General features: G+C 64.5%; 14 protein-coding genes. 5 read left to right on the top strand and 9 right to left on the bottom strand.

Annotation, left to right across the window (positions count from 1 at the left end):
* Positions 1-84 precede the first annotated feature (84 nt).
* The 3 genes from ACQCST_RS03395 to ACQCST_RS03385 all read left to right on the top strand — a co-directional run bounded on the left by ACQCST_RS03395 (position 85) and on the right by ACQCST_RS03385 (position 3,154).
* Positions 85-447, top strand: coding sequence for a cupin domain-containing protein (locus ACQCST_RS03395; protein WP_426997943.1), 363 nt, complete (start codon positions 85-87; stop codon positions 445-447).
* A gap of 107 nt (positions 448-554) precedes the next feature.
* Complete coding sequence (locus ACQCST_RS03390) at positions 555-1,565, top strand: ATP-binding cassette domain-containing protein (protein WP_426997942.1); 1,011 nt, start codon at positions 555-557, stop codon at positions 1,563-1,565.
* Positions 1,562-3,154, top strand: coding sequence for an ABC transporter permease (locus ACQCST_RS03385; RefSeq protein WP_426997941.1), 1,593 nt, complete (start codon positions 1,562-1,564; stop codon positions 3,152-3,154). The genes ACQCST_RS03390 and ACQCST_RS03385 overlap by 4 nt, the downstream gene beginning before the upstream one ends.
* 167 nt (positions 3,155-3,321) lie before the next feature.
* Here ACQCST_RS03385 and ACQCST_RS03380 read toward each other — a convergent pair whose 3' ends face one another.
* From ACQCST_RS03380 to ACQCST_RS03360, 5 genes are all read right to left on the bottom strand, one after another.
* On the bottom strand, positions 3,322-3,501 hold the full coding sequence (locus tag ACQCST_RS03380) for a hypothetical protein (protein ID WP_426997940.1): 180 nt from the start codon (positions 3,499-3,501) through the stop codon (positions 3,322-3,324).
* 418 nt (positions 3,502-3,919) lie between these two features.
* Positions 3,920-4,699 carry an enoyl-CoA hydratase gene (locus tag ACQCST_RS03375; protein ID WP_426997939.1) on the bottom strand — a complete coding sequence of 260 codons (780 nt, stop codon included), beginning with the start codon at positions 4,697-4,699 and terminating at the stop codon, positions 3,920-3,922.
* Positions 4,696-5,655 (bottom strand): 3-hydroxyisobutyrate dehydrogenase, encoded by a 960-nt coding sequence (gene mmsB, locus ACQCST_RS03370; protein ID WP_426997938.1) that lies wholly within the window; start codon positions 5,653-5,655, stop codon positions 4,696-4,698. Before mmsB ends, ACQCST_RS03375 begins: the two co-directional genes overlap by 4 nt.
* Positions 5,648-6,721, bottom strand: coding sequence for an enoyl-CoA hydratase/isomerase family protein (locus ACQCST_RS03365; protein ID WP_426997937.1), 1,074 nt, complete (start codon positions 6,719-6,721; stop codon positions 5,648-5,650). Before ACQCST_RS03365 ends, mmsB begins: the two co-directional genes overlap by 8 nt.
* Entirely contained in the window at positions 6,721-8,220 is a 1,500-nt protein-coding gene (locus ACQCST_RS03360; protein WP_426997936.1) for a CoA-acylating methylmalonate-semialdehyde dehydrogenase, read from the bottom strand. Before ACQCST_RS03360 ends, ACQCST_RS03365 begins: the two co-directional genes overlap by 1 nt.
* Positions 8,221-8,446: 226 nt before the next feature.
* On the opposite strand from ACQCST_RS03360, the gene ACQCST_RS03355 reads away from it, so the two are divergent.
* Positions 8,447-9,253: an exodeoxyribonuclease III gene (locus tag ACQCST_RS03355; protein ID WP_426997935.1), complete on the top strand. Its 807-nt coding sequence runs from the start codon at positions 8,447-8,449 to the stop codon at positions 9,251-9,253.
* 25 nt (positions 9,254-9,278) lie between these two features.
* Entirely contained in the window at positions 9,279-10,247 is a 969-nt protein-coding gene (locus ACQCST_RS03350) for a hypothetical protein (protein WP_426997934.1), read from the top strand.
* Positions 10,248-10,308: 61 nt separating this feature from the next.
* On the opposite strand, the gene ACQCST_RS03345 is transcribed toward ACQCST_RS03350, so the two are convergent.
* The 4 genes from ACQCST_RS03345 to ACQCST_RS03330 all read right to left on the bottom strand — a co-directional run bounded on the left by ACQCST_RS03345 (position 10,309) and on the right by ACQCST_RS03330 (position 13,687).
* Entirely contained in the window at positions 10,309-11,418 is a 1,110-nt protein-coding gene (locus ACQCST_RS03345; protein ID WP_426997933.1) for a LacI family DNA-binding transcriptional regulator, read from the bottom strand.
* A gap of 78 nt (positions 11,419-11,496) precedes the next feature.
* Positions 11,497-11,766, bottom strand: coding sequence for a hypothetical protein (locus tag ACQCST_RS03340; protein ID WP_426997932.1), 270 nt, complete (start codon positions 11,764-11,766; stop codon positions 11,497-11,499).
* Complete coding sequence (locus ACQCST_RS03335; RefSeq protein WP_426997931.1) at positions 11,763-12,653, bottom strand: carbohydrate ABC transporter permease; 891 nt, start codon at positions 12,651-12,653, stop codon at positions 11,763-11,765. Before ACQCST_RS03335 ends, ACQCST_RS03340 begins: the two co-directional genes overlap by 4 nt.
* Complete coding sequence (locus tag ACQCST_RS03330) at positions 12,650-13,687, bottom strand: carbohydrate ABC transporter permease (RefSeq protein WP_426997930.1); 1,038 nt, start codon at positions 13,685-13,687, stop codon at positions 12,650-12,652. The genes ACQCST_RS03335 and ACQCST_RS03330 overlap by 4 nt, the downstream gene beginning before the upstream one ends.
* Position 13,688 lies beyond the last annotated feature (1 nt).

The raw sequence follows: 13,688 nt of genomic DNA, 5'->3' as shown, positions 1-13,688 counted from the left end.
GTCGTGGGATTGGGAATCCGTTGACGAGCGTACGGGCCACTGCCATAGTGAGGGTATCCAAGCAATGGTGCAAAGGAGCCCGTCATGACCGCTATGATCCGCAAGAGCCTGAATGAACCCGAAGAAACCCGGCCGTTTGAGGAAGGGATGGGGAAAGTCGACCTGGTCAATCTTGAGGCTGGCGCCGTGGGAAGGGCCGTTTTCGAATCAGGTTGGAAGTGGTCCAAACACGTCAAGCCGATCGCCAAGACGGACAGCTGTCAGGCCTCACACATGGGCTATGTCATGTCCGGGCGCATGAAGGTCGTCATGGACGACGGCGAAGAACAGGAGTTCGGGCCCGGGGACTATATGGTTGTCCCGCCAGGCCACGACGCGTGGATACTGGGGGACGAGTCATGCGTCGTCATCGACTGGCAGGGCCTGGCCGACTACGCCAAGCGCTGATAGGTAGCTTTACCCGTCAAGCGGTATAAGTGAGCGGCTCCGGGCTGTTTGGGTCCGGGGCCGCCCGGCGCCTGTCCGCTTTGTTTCCGCAGGAGTAGTCTCGTTGCATGACGGCTGCTGTCAGTATCTCCGGGCTCGTCAAGTCCTTCGGGAGTTTCAGGGCCCTGGACGGCCTGGACCTTGAGGTCCGTGAAGGTGAGGTCCATGGATTCCTGGGCCCCAACGGCGCGGGCAAGTCCACCACGCTCCGCATCCTGCTTGGGCTCCTGAGGAAGGATTCGGGCCGCGTCGAGGTACTGGGCGGCGATCCTTGGCGCGACGTTGTCCCCTTGCACCGTCGCATCGCATATGTCCCGGGGGATGTCAGCCTTTGGCCCAGCCTTACGGGAGGCGAAGCGATCGACCTCCTCGGCCGTCTCCGGGGCGGGATGGATGAAACCCGCCGGAGCGAACTCCTGGAGATCTTCGAACTGGACCCGTCCAAGCGCGGACGTGCCTATTCCAAGGGCAACAGGCAAAAGGTAGCAATCGTGGCGGCGCTGGCTTCAAGGGCCGAACTCCTGATCCTGGACGAACCAACCGCCGGCCTGGACCCGCTCATGGAGGCCATCTTCCGTGACGAGGTCCGCAGCGAGAGGGCCATGGGCCGCAGCGTGTTGCTTTCCAGCCATATTCTCGCCGAGGTGGAGGCCCTGGCGGACCGCATCAGCATCATCCGCAGGGGCAAGGTGGTTGAAACCGGCAGCCTGGAGCAGATGCGCAGCCACGCCCGCACCAATGTCTCGGCCACACTCAGCGACGGTGCCGCGCGGATCACGGGATTGCCCGGCGTCAAGGACCTCAGCAGCCAGGACGGCCGCGTGTATTTCAGCGTCGAAGCCGACAGCCTTGGGGCGGCGATGAGTGTCCTGGCCGGCCACGGGGTCACCGCTCTGACCGTCACCCCGCCGAGCCTTGAAGACCTGTTCCTGCAGCATTATGGCGAGCGGCTCGAGTCCCGGCAGGCAGACGACGCCGGGAGGCCGGCCGGCCCGGCCGGCCAGGGCTTCGACGAGGGCGCCGGCACCCGGGGACCCGCACGCTTCAGGGGGCCGCGCGGCCGGAGGCATGCGGAATGAGCGGCCAACTCACCGGGACGTGGCCCCTGTTGCGCCACGCGATCCGCCTGGACCGCTGGAAGCTCCTGCCGTGGCTGCTGATCATCGGCGCGTTCCCCACCGTGTCCTTTGCGGCCTACGGATCGCTGTTCTCCTCGCCGGTGGAAGCCGTGGTCCTGCAGGCCAGCCTTGGCACCAACCCTGCGTTTTCCCTGCTCTATGGCCCGGCCACGGATCTCACGACGGCGGCAGGCTTCACCGCGTGGCGCGTGCAAATGTTCGGGATGTTCTTCGCGTCCCTGATGGCCGTCTTCACCGTCACAAGGCACACACGTGCAGCGGAAGACTCGGGGCAGGCGGAACTGCTGGACTCCGGCGCCGTGGGCCGGCACGCCCGGCTGGCTTCCGCCGTCATTCTCGCGTGGCTGGCGTCAGCCCTGGTAGGCCTGCTTGTCGGCGGGGCGATGACGGCGGCGGGCGCCCCGCCGGCCTCGGCATTTGCCCTCGGAGGCATGTTCGCAGGCATGGGCGTGACCTTTGCCGCGGTGGCCGCAATTACGGCGCAGCTGGGCTCGGTGGCCCGGACGGCGAACACCCTGGCGGCGTCTGTGCTTGGCATCGGCTACCTCCTGCGCGGCCTGGGGGACACACTCACCGACGCGGAGTGGCTGCTGTGGACCGGCCCCATGGGCTGGGCGGAGATGATGAGGCCGGCCTCGGAAAACAACTTCTGGCCGCTCGCGCTGCTCCTGACAGCTGCTGTTGTGCTCACGGCGTTGGCGGCATGGCTGTCAGCAAAGCGGGATTTCGGCCTCGGCATCATCCCTGGAAGATCCGGACCCGCCCGCGGCCGCGCCGGGAATTGGGGCCTCATGGCACGCCTGAACCGAGGCCCGTTCTGGACCTGGGGTGTGACTTTTGTGGCGCTTGGCTCCGTCTATGGGATGGTCACCAACACGATGAGCAGTGTTTTTTCGGGCAACCTGTTCGTGCGGCAGATGATTGCGTTCCGTGCAACTACTGAGGAGCAGCTGACCTTCGCATTCGTCGAGGTGCTGCTGCTGGTGCTGGCCTTCATCGGCGGGGTGTTCGGCATCCAGCTTGCGTTGCGCTTCTACACCGAGGAGGACGAACGCAGAGCAGAATGGGTCCTGTCCGGCCCGTTGTCCAGGCTGGGCTATTTCACTCCCACGGTGGCCATGGCCATCCTGGCGCCGGCTGCCGGAATGACCGCCGGCTCCTGGGCGCTGGCAACGGCCGCCAATGCGTCCGGCTCATCGCTCGACGCCGGCAAAGTCACCCTGCAGGGAATGGTGGAACTGCCGGCATTGTGGCTCGCGACGGCCGTCGCCCTTGCCCTTGTGGGGCTGGCCCCCCGGCTGCGCTGGCTGGCCTGGCTGCTGCTGGTCTATTGGCTGCTGCTGACAATGTTGGGCCCGCTGCTCAAGGCACCGGAGTGGCTGCTGAACACGAGCCCGTTCCATGTGGTGCCGAACGTCGCAGCCTCCGACGCCAACTGGCAACCGCTGCTCCTCACCTTTGGATTCGCCATCATCCTGGTGGCCGCAGCGCTGGCCGGTTACCGGCGTCGGGACCTTGTGTGCACGTGAAGGCGCACTGACTGCACGGTGTCAGAGGTTTGCAGTAGGCTCCTTTCCACTGCCGCTGATGACCCTGATTCGGCGCTGAAGAGGAAGTTCACATGATCAGCTCCACCGGAGCCCAAAGGCCACCGAAGACGATCGCGCCCGGAAACGTTCAGCAACAATGAAATTCCTCAAAGAAAAGACCGGTACACCGGGCTGCGGCTGTCCGTCAGTGGCGAATGCAGGAATCCAAGAGTGGTTTCCAGGGGTGGGTCTTCGATCTGGCAACCCTGGACGGTGACACGATCGTGGTCCTCCCGTGCCGCATTTGGGATGATGACGTCGGCAGCCTCGATGCTTCGCTGCAGCATTCAGGACAGTCCCTGGCGGAAGCCATGACAGAAGGCATGGCCCTCCACACCGGGGGAATATCACGGTCATGGCCGGATGGGACCCTATACATGTCCGTCAAGAACATTGGGGATGATTTTTCGCGCCAGGGCGAAACTGTATTGCCAGGATCAGAAAACACTCGCGACTCTCCGCGCCGGATACCCGAACACAAGGCGCCTGGAAGACCGTGCAGAGGCAATACACGCCCAGGCCAAAGACCCCCTCCCTGCCGAAATCTCGCAGCTCCGGCAGATCATGGTTCCCAGCCGGGATAAAGCGCAGGGGCTGGGGGACTTCCAACACCAACTGTCATCTGCCCGGGACAACAACGCACCCAAGGATGTCCCCTACAAGACCATGAGCTGGGCTGGTGACGGTGTCGCTAGAAGATTCCATTTAGCGGTGCTTGAACACGGGCTGGCGCTTCTCTGTGAAAGCGGCCATGCCTTCCTTCTGGTCTTCGGTGGCAAAAAGGGAATGGAAGATGCGGCGCTCAAAAAGAACGCCCTGCGCCAGCCCGGTTTCGAACGCGGCGTTGACGGCTTCCTTGGCCACCATGGCCACCGGCTTGGACCTGGATGCAATCACCTCGGCGGCTTTCAGTGCTTCCTCAACCACGTCCGACGCCGGGACCACCCGGGAAACCAGACCGGAACGTTCGGCTTCTTCCGCGCCCATGAACCGGCCGGTCAGGATCATGTCCATCGCCTTGGCCTTGCCCACCGCACGGGTGAGCCGCTGCGAGCCGCCCATGCCGGGCAGGACACCCAGGTTGATTTCCGGCTGGCCGAACTTGGCGTTCTCTCCGGCAATGATGAAATCGCACATCATGGCCAGTTCACAGCCACCGCCGAGGGCAAAGCCGGAAACCGCGGCAACAAGGGGGATCCTGAGCCGGGTCAGGTCTTCCCAACCCCGGAACCAGTCGGCCGCGTACATGTCCATGTAGCCCTTGGACGCCATTTCCTTGACGTCTGCACCGGCCGCGAACGCCTTGCCGGAGCCGGTGATCACCACGGCACCCACCTCAGGGTCCGTATCCATGGCGGACACGGCAGCCACCAGCTCATCCAGTGTGGCCTTGTTCAGCGCGTTCAGGGCTTCCGGCCGGTTCAACGTCACCAGGCCCACCCGCCCGCGGCGCTCCACCAGAATGTTCCTGTACTGCTCTGTCATGCCTGACCCCTTACGTGGTTGGTCTTGTCCCGGATGTCCGTGATGATGCCGGAGAAGTCCCGGTCTGCGCCGCCCTCAGCGGCAAAGGTATCGTAAATCTCCGAGGCCAGGGGTCCAAGGCGGGCGGCAACCCCGGTGCTTTCCAGCGCATTCAGGGCCAGTTTGAGGTCCTTGGCCATCAGCGCTCCGGCAAAGCCCGGCTGGTAGTCCCGGTTGGCTGGGCTGGTCGGAACAGGCCCCGGCACCGGGCAATTGGTAGTCAGTGCCCAGCATTGGCCTGACGCCGCAGAGGCGACGTCGAAAAGTGCCTGATGCGTCAGCCCCAGCTTCTCCCCCAGCACAAACGCCTCGCTGACGGCGATCATGGACACCCCCAGGATCATGTTGTTGCAGACCTTGGCGGCTTGCCCCGCCCCGTGATCGCCGCAGTGCACTATCCGCTTGCCCATCACCTCAAGCAGCGGTTTCGCGGACTCGAAATCCTCCGGCGGCGCACCCACCATAAATGTCAGGGTGCCGGCCTCGGCACCCACCACACCGCCGGAAACCGGGGCGTCCATGGCACGGTGGCCGGCGCCCAGGGCGAGCGCGGAAGCCTCCCTGGCCTCGTCCACATTGATGGTGGAACAGTCGAGAAACAGCGTGTCCGGCCCGGCGACGGAGAGCAATCCTGGCTGTCCACCCACCCCGCGGTAGGCGTCCAGCAAGTGTTTGCCACTGGGAAGCATGGTCAGTACCACACCGGCTCCGGCAATGGCTTCCGCGGCGGTGTCCACTGTGCGGATGCCGTGTGCCCGCGCCGTTTCCAGGGCCGCCGGTACTACGTCAAACCCCACCACGCTGTACCCGGCCTGCACCAGGTTGATGGCCATGGGCCCACCCATATGGCCGAGGCCAAGGAAGGCGACATGCGCTTTTTGCGGCGCCGGGTCCATGGACGGAAGGTTCTCAGACATTTCCTGTCTCCTTTGACTGAAGTGACAGCTCACGGTCGCCCAACGGCGCAAAGTACCTCTCGACGTCGGCCGCATTCACCTCGGAAAGTGTTGCCGGTTTCCATTGCGGGTTCCGGTCTTTGTCCACCACCTGCGCCCGGATGCCTTCGCGGAAATCAGGCCCGGCCAGGCATCGGAGCCCCACCCTGAATTCCTGGGCCAACGCTTCGTCCAAGGTCAGGCCCTTCACCCGGCGCAGCGATTCCAGCGCCACTTTGACAGCGATCGGCGACTTGGCTTCGATCGTGTCCGCAGCTGCCGCGGCAGCCCCGCCGGAGGCACGCAGCCCCCGGACGATCCCCTCGGCCTCGTCGGAGGCATAACAGGAGTCGATCCACTCCCGCTGTGCTTCCAGCGCAGAGGCCGGCGCCTCCGCCGTGAAGCGTACGACGGCGGCTTCCGCCGTTTCGTTTTCCAGCGCCGCCGCCAGTGCGGCGAGGCTGCCGGACGGCACCAGGTGGTCCGCGAGGCGCAGTAACAGCGCATCACCGCCGCTCAGGTGCGCGCCCGTCAGCGCCGCATGGGTCCCCGACTCCCCCGGCGCGTGTGCGAGCAGCAGGGTCCCGCCGACGTCGGGCACAAAACCGATGGTGGTCTCCGGCATGCCCATCCGGGTCCGCTCGGTCACCACGCGGACGGAACCGTGGGCGGAGATCCCCACCCCGCCGCCGAGCACCAGGCCGTCCATAAACGCCACATAAGGCTTGGGGTAGCCGGAGATCAGCGAGTTCAGCCGGTACTCCTCCTGCCAGAAAGCCGCGGTCTGGTCCCCGCCCGCCAGGATGTCCCGGTAGATGGCCACAATGTCTCCGCCGGCACACAGGCCCCGCTCACCGGAACCCACCACCAGGACAGTGGCCACGCCGTCGTCGTCCGCCCAGGCGGTGAGCCGCTCCGACATGGCAGCCACCATCCCCGCGGTCAGCGCATTGACGGCCTTGGGCCGGTTCAGCGTGATAACGCCCAAGTGGCCACGCCGCTCGAACAGCACCTCATCCGGTGCCGGATCCTGCGGCGCCCCACTCATCAGCTTCCTTCCGGCATCACGAAGCTGGCGCCCTGGCGGATGCCTGAGGGCCAGCGGGAGGTGACCGTTTTGGTCTTGGTGTAGAAACGGAAGGCGTCGGCGCCGTGCTGGTTGAGGTCGCCGAAGCCCGAAGCCTTCCAGCCGCCGAAGGTGTAATACGCGATCGGCACCGGGATGGGGACGTTGATCCCCACCATCCCCACCTGCACACGGCTCGCGAAGTCGCGGGCGGAGTCGCCGTCGCGGGTGAAAATGGCCACGCCGTTGCCGAACTCGTGCTCGGAGCAGAGCCGGAGTGCTTCGTCGTAGTCGGCCGCGCGGAGCACGCTCAGGACCGGCCCGAAGATTTCCTCCCTGTAGATGGACATGTCCTTGGTGACGTTGTCGAAGAGCGTGGGGCCCACCCAGAAACCGCCGTCGTAGCCTTCAACTGTGAGGCCGCGGCCGTCCACCAGCAGTGTGGCACCCTCCTCGACGCCGGCCTGGATGTACCCTTCAATCCGCTCTTTGGCGGAGGCTGCCACCACCGGGCCGAAGTCCGATTCCTTGTCCAGGCTGTGGCCCACCTTGAGCGGCTTGATCCGCTCCTGCAGCTTGGCGACCAGCTTGTTGGCGGTTTCCTCGCCCACCGGAACGGCCACGCTGATGGCCATGCAGCGTTCCCCGGCGGATGCGAAGCCCGCGCCGATCAGCGCGTCCGCAGCCATGTCCAGATCAGCGTCCGGCATGATCACCATGTGGTTCTTGGCGCCGCCGAAGCACTGCGCACGCTTGCCATGCGCTGCCGCGGTTGCGTAGATGTACTTCGCGATGGGCGTGGAGCCCACAAAGCCGATCGCCTTGACCCGCGGATCCTCCAGCAGCGCATCCACGGCTTCCTTGTCCCCGTTGACCACATTGAACACACCATCCGGCAGCCCGGCCTCGGTGAAGAGTTCGGCCAGCCGCAGCGGCACGGAGGGGTCCCGTTCGGAGGGCTTGAGGATAAACGCATTGCCCGCTGCCAGCGCCGGTCCGGACTTCCAGAGCGGGATCATGGCCGGGAAATTGAAGGGTGTGATACCCGCGACGACGCCCAGCGGCTGGCGCATGGAGTGAACATCAATACCGGCGCCGGCGTCGTCCGAAAACTCGCCCTTGAGAAGATGCGGGGCGCCCGCTGCGAACTCCACCACCTCGATCCCGCGCTGGATGTCGCCCTTGGCATCGGGAAAGGTCTTGCCGTGCTCGGAGGAAAGCAGCCTGGCAAGCTCGTCCAGGTTCTGGTTAACCAGGTCCACGAACTTCAGCAGGATCCGGCCACGGCGCTGCGGGTTCATGGCGCACCATGCCAGCTGGCCCTTCTCCGCGCTGGCGACAGCGTTGGCCACTTCCACTGTGCTTGCCAGCGGCAGGCGTGCCCGGACCTCGCCGGTGCAGGGATCGTAAACGTCGCTGAAGCGGCCCGAGGTCCCGTCAACCCGCTGGCCGTCAATGTAATGGGAAAGTTCGCGCACCATGGTGGAATGCTCCTTTGCATGTGACCTGTGTCATCTCTCCAGCCGAATATACTCGGACTTCCTACTATTTTCCAGAGCACCCCCTTCCGGTTGCTCTATCACCCCTGGTCGCTAAACGAGGCGAATGAGGACCAAAAGTGAGAGAGCAACCCAGGGATGCGGCCACCGGGCAACGGGGCTGCACCCTCCGCCACCGGGCGCCGGGCTCCCAAGGTAAGTTAGGAGTGTGAAGATTGCTACCTGGAATGTGAACTCGCTCCGTGCCCGTGCCGACCGCGTCGAGGCCTGGCTTCAGCGCAGCGACTGTGATGTCCTGGCCATCCAGGAAACCAAGTGCAAGGACGAGAACTTCCCCTGGGAACTGTTCGAGCGCATGGGCTACGAAGTGGCGCACTTCGGGCTGAGCCAGTGGAACGGGGTGGCCATCGCCTCCCGGGTAGGGCTCGACGACGTCGAACGCACCTTTGTGGACCAGCCAGGCTTCGGTAAAGCCGGCAAGGACCCCGTGCAGGAAGCGCGCGCCATCGCCGCCACGTGCGGTGGCATCAGGATCTGGAGCCTGTATGTGCCCAACGGCCGCGCCCTGGACGACGAGCACATGCCGTACAAACTCAACTGGCTGGACACGCTGAAAACCCATGCCCAGGGGTGGGTTACCCAGAATCCGGACGCGCAGATCGCGCTGATGGGGGACTGGAACATCGCACCCACCGACGACGACGTCTGGGACATCGACTACTTCCTCGCGGAGGGCCTCACCCACGTCAGCGAACCCGAGCGCGCGGCCTTCCGCGCCTTCGAATCCGCCGGCTTTACGGACGTGGTCCGGCCGCACACACCGGGCCCGGGCGTCTACACGTACTGGGACTATACCCAGTTGCGCTTCCCCAAGAAAGAAGGCATGCGGATCGACTTCGTGATGGCCTCCCCCTCCCTGGCAGCCCGGGTGACCGGTGCCTCGATCGACAGGGAAGAGCGCAAGGGCAAAGGCGCCTCCGACCACGCCCCGGTGATCGTGGATCTGGCCGGCTGATGGACCTCTTGCGGAGCATCCCGCGATGACCGGAAATCTCTACAGAGGCCAGGCCGGCCTGCCGTTCTCCTCCACCCTCCGGATCTACGAGCCGCTGGCGGCGTTTCCCGATGATCAGCGGGAGGCCCTCAGAGCGGCCGGCGCCCGCACCACCACCCGTGCTGCCGTGGAAAACGCCGAGCTGCTGGCCTCCCTCGGCCGGATCACTCGCCCGGGCGGGGACCCGTTCCCCACCGGACGGACAGATCTGGTGCGTGTTACGCGCGCACCGGCAAAGCCGGCCCGGCCGGGACGAGAACCCTCCGACGACGGCGGCGGCCCGGTCACGGAAGGCAACCCGGGGGCTGATGGGCTTAGGGCTGAGGCTGCCACTGCGGAGCCTGCCACTGCCGAGGCCGCCACTCTGCTGTACTGCCCCAGCCAGCTGGTGCTGCGCGCAGGTCTCGCGGCCAACGCCCTGATGGAAGGCATCCACGGACCGCTGGCCCAGCTCCTGATTCCGGAGGAGCAACGGGACAAGCACCAGGAACGGATTGACCTTGTCAACGCACGGGACGGATTCAGCCGCGTGCACACCCGGGCCTCCACCTGGGGCATCCCTTTCAGCTGGTTCTCCCTGTTCAAGGAATCGGACCACAAGGACGTGGTGGAGGCCGGCGGACGGATCCTCACCGTCCGCATCTGGGCACCGATAACTGAGGCGATGGAACGCGTCCGCTTTGCCGTGGCCAATCTTGCTCTGGCCGCACCCGATCTGGACATGCTGGACGACCTCACCCAAATCACGGAGTGGCTGGAGCTGTTCCATGCCGGTTCCATGGTGGAACTCGATTACGGTGCAGTCGCGGACAAGGTGTATCCGGATGAATCACCAATGGACGTCCGGCTCGGAATCGAGTGCCTGGCCGAAGGCGACATGACCGGCGCTGCTGCGGCCTACCGAAGGCTCGCCTCGCGCTGGATCCCGATCAGGCAGCTGGCCCGCGCCTCCTGATCCCGGTTCCTAAAACCGCAACGCCGCCGTTGTCCGTTGTCCGCCGTCCGTCTGAACCTGCCTACGTAGCGGCAGATGCGTCCGTGGGCGCCAAGTGGGCGGCTTCTCCCAGCGACATGCGGTGGCGGGGCGCCGCTGTCGTCCGTCTGATGATCAGTTGATGGGGTGCGACGGCGGAGCGCACAGCGCCGGTGATGCCGTCGAGTTCGTCCAACAGCATCTTGGTACCCAGTTCGGCCTGTTCATCGGGCCGCTGGGCAACAGTAGTGAGTCCCATCGGTTCGGAAAAGTCGTGGTCGTCGATGCCGATCACGGAAAGTTCCTCCGGAATGCTTACGCCGATCCGATTGGCCTCGAAAATCACGCCCATTGCCATCTCGTCCGAGGCACAGAAGATGGCAGTGGGTTTGGCACCCGGGCGCTCCCACAGCCGCCTGAACGCCTCCTGGCCACTGTGTACGGTGAAGTCTCCCCATTCATCCCATTCCGGACGGACGTCCAGCCCGGCTTCAGCCATGACCTCTTGGAACGCCAGAATCCGGACCCGCGGGACGTCGAAGTTCAGGTCGGTTTCGTCGTCGCCATGCAGCAGTGCGATGTCCCGGTGCCCCAGACCGATCAGGTGGCGCACCGCCGTGGACGCTGCCGCGTAGTCGTCGATACCGATGTAGGCACATTCCTCAACGTGGCCGCCCACCACCACCAGCGGGATGTCGATCTTCTGCAGGTGTTCCAGTTCCTCGTGCGTCAGTGCCATACAGAGCACAAGCAGCGCATCGATCTGCTTGTAGACCATGGTTTTGCTGAAGAGCCGTTCACGGTTGCTGCCGTGACCGCCCAAATTAAAGAGCGACAGGTTGTAGTGGCGCTCGTGGAGTTCCCGGTCCGCGCCCTCGATCGCCTTCGAGAAGAACCAGCGGCTGACGAACGGGGCAAGGACGCCGATGGTCTTGGTCCGTCCCGTGGCCAAGCCGGATGCGGAAGATGAGGCCACGTAGCCCAGCGCCTCGGCGACCTCGAGAATCTTCTCCCGCGTGGCCGGCGAGACCCTGGGCAACCCGCGGACGGCCCGTGACACCGTGGCGGTTGACACCCCGGCAGCTGCCGCTACGTCTTCAATGCTGATGCCCGCATGGCCACCGCGTTGGGCCCTGTCAGTTGTGCGTGCCACAGTGCCCCCTCCGGATCATTGAAGATATAAGCCGCTTGTTACCCCAGCAGCAACAAGCCAGTTTATTGTCCGCAGCTCCTAATTGCGCCGTGTTGCGGTCCGTGCCGGAAGCCGCTGGCGGAGCTTGAACACCCCGAACATGGCAAGCAGCACTGCAAGCAGACCCAGCACCCAGCCAAGTGCCGGCTGGGCAGTCACCTCCATCCAGACAGTGACCACCAGCAACACCGCGGCCCAGAATCCGAGGAATCCGATGATGATGTCGAAGTCCTCCCCGGACCGGACGCGCCGGTCCGCCGGCGCAATGCGGCCCTGGTTGCCTTTGCCCGGGGTGGCGGGACCCGTCACTTGACTGCCCCTGCCGTCAGGCCGGCCACGATCTTCCGCTGGAAGACCAGCACCAGGATCACCAGCGGAATGGTGACGATGGTGCCTGCCGCCATGATGGCTGTGTAGGGGATCTGGTTGGGTTGTGCCCCGGCGAAACTCGCAATTGCCACGGTGACAGGTTTTGTTACCTCGTTGGACAACTGGCTGGCGATCAGGAATTCGTTCCAGGATGAGATGAAAGCCAGAATGGCTGTGGTGAAGATTGCCGGCGCCGCGAGGGGCATGATGACCTTCCGGAACGCTTGGCCCTGGGTGCAGCCATCCACGCGCGCCGACTCCTCAAGCTCCCACGGCATTTCGCGGAAGAAGGACGTCAAGGTGTACACGGTCAGAGGCAGCACAAACGAGATGTTCGGAATGATCAGGGCCTGATACGTGCCGATCCAGCCAATGTTCGTGAACAGCTGGAACAACGGCGTGATGAGGGCAACGCCCGGGAACATCGAAGCGCCCAGAATGAAGCCCAGCACCAGGTATTTGAACCGGAAGTTCAACCGTGCCAGTGAATAGGCCGCAAACACACCGATCAGCAAAGACACGACTGTGGTCACCAGCCCGATGAACACACTGTTGAGAAGTGCCTGGCCGAAGTGGTTACCAAACGAGGTATCGAACGCCGTGTTGAAATTGTCCAGCGTGACATGGGAAGGAAGGACCGAGGTGTCGTAGGTGAAGCCGACATCCCGGAACGCAGTCACCACCATCCAGTATGCGGGGGCAAGACACCAGATGAGGATCACGGCGGCGCTGATGTACGTTCGCCCCTGCACCCACTTCTCGCGGTTCTGTGCGGTTTTCCGGCCCCGGTCCTGCTCCGCCCGGAGCGCGGTGGTCGCGGTGGTCATTTCTTCCCCTTACCGGCGCCGCCGCTTTGCTCCACAACATTCGCGCCGAGGAACCGGACGAAGATGAAAGCGACAAGAAAGATGATGATGAACGTGATGGTGGAGAGCGCCGCGGCCGCGTTGAATCCTTGCCTGATCTGGCTGATGACCAGGATGGACAAAGTAGTGGTGTTGTTGGCTCCGCCAGTGAGGATGTAGGGGAGATCGAACATCCGCAGGGCATCCAGAGTACGGAACAGGATGGCGACCATCAGGGCCGGCTTCACCAGCGGGAGGGTGATCAGCCGGAACCGCTGCCACGCCGTGGCGCCGTCAACCCTGGCGGCCTCGTAGACCTCGGCCGGAATCATCTGCAGTCCAGCCAGGATCAGCAGAGCCATAAACGGAGTTGTTTTCCAGGTATCTGCGATGATGACGGCCCACTTGGCCGGCCATTCGCCGCCGGTCCACAGGATGGAGGTGTTGAACAGCTTGTTGGCTATTCCCTCGAAGGCGAAGATGAACAGCCAGAGTTTGGCCGTCACTGCGGTAGGGATGGCCCAGGGAACCAGGACGGCGGCCCGCACCAGGCTCCGGCCCTTGAAGGTCCGGGCCATGATCATTGCCATCCAGAAGCCCAGGACGGTTTCCAGTGTCACGGTGACGATCGTGAAGAAGAACGTGGTGGCGGTGGCGGACCAGAACTGGGCTCCCAGTGTGCCCGCCGGGCAGGCCACCGTCCCGCCGCCGGAAGCGGCGCATTGCTGGGCGATCCAGTTCACATAGTTCTGGACACCGGCCGGCCCGCCAGCGACGAAGAGGCCAGTGGCCGGATCCAGACCGGCGTCCTTTTGGAAGGACATCACGATGGCGCTGATGACCGGATAAACGATCACCACAGCCAGAGCGATGATGGTGGGGGCGAGCAACCACGATGCCCACCTGCCCTGGCTTTTGATCCGGTTGTCCTCCCCCACCCCCTTCGGTGCGTGGTGAAGATCTGCGCTGCCCGACGCCGGAGCTTTTACCGGCGTCGGGCCCAATTCGGTAGACATG

Source organism: Pseudarthrobacter sp. N5 (assembly GCF_050157035.1).
GTDB lineage: Bacteria > Actinomycetota > Actinomycetes > Actinomycetales > Micrococcaceae > Arthrobacter.
The sequence above is the reverse complement of the archived record's forward strand: the minus strand, read 5'-3'. Positions and strand labels throughout refer to the sequence as shown.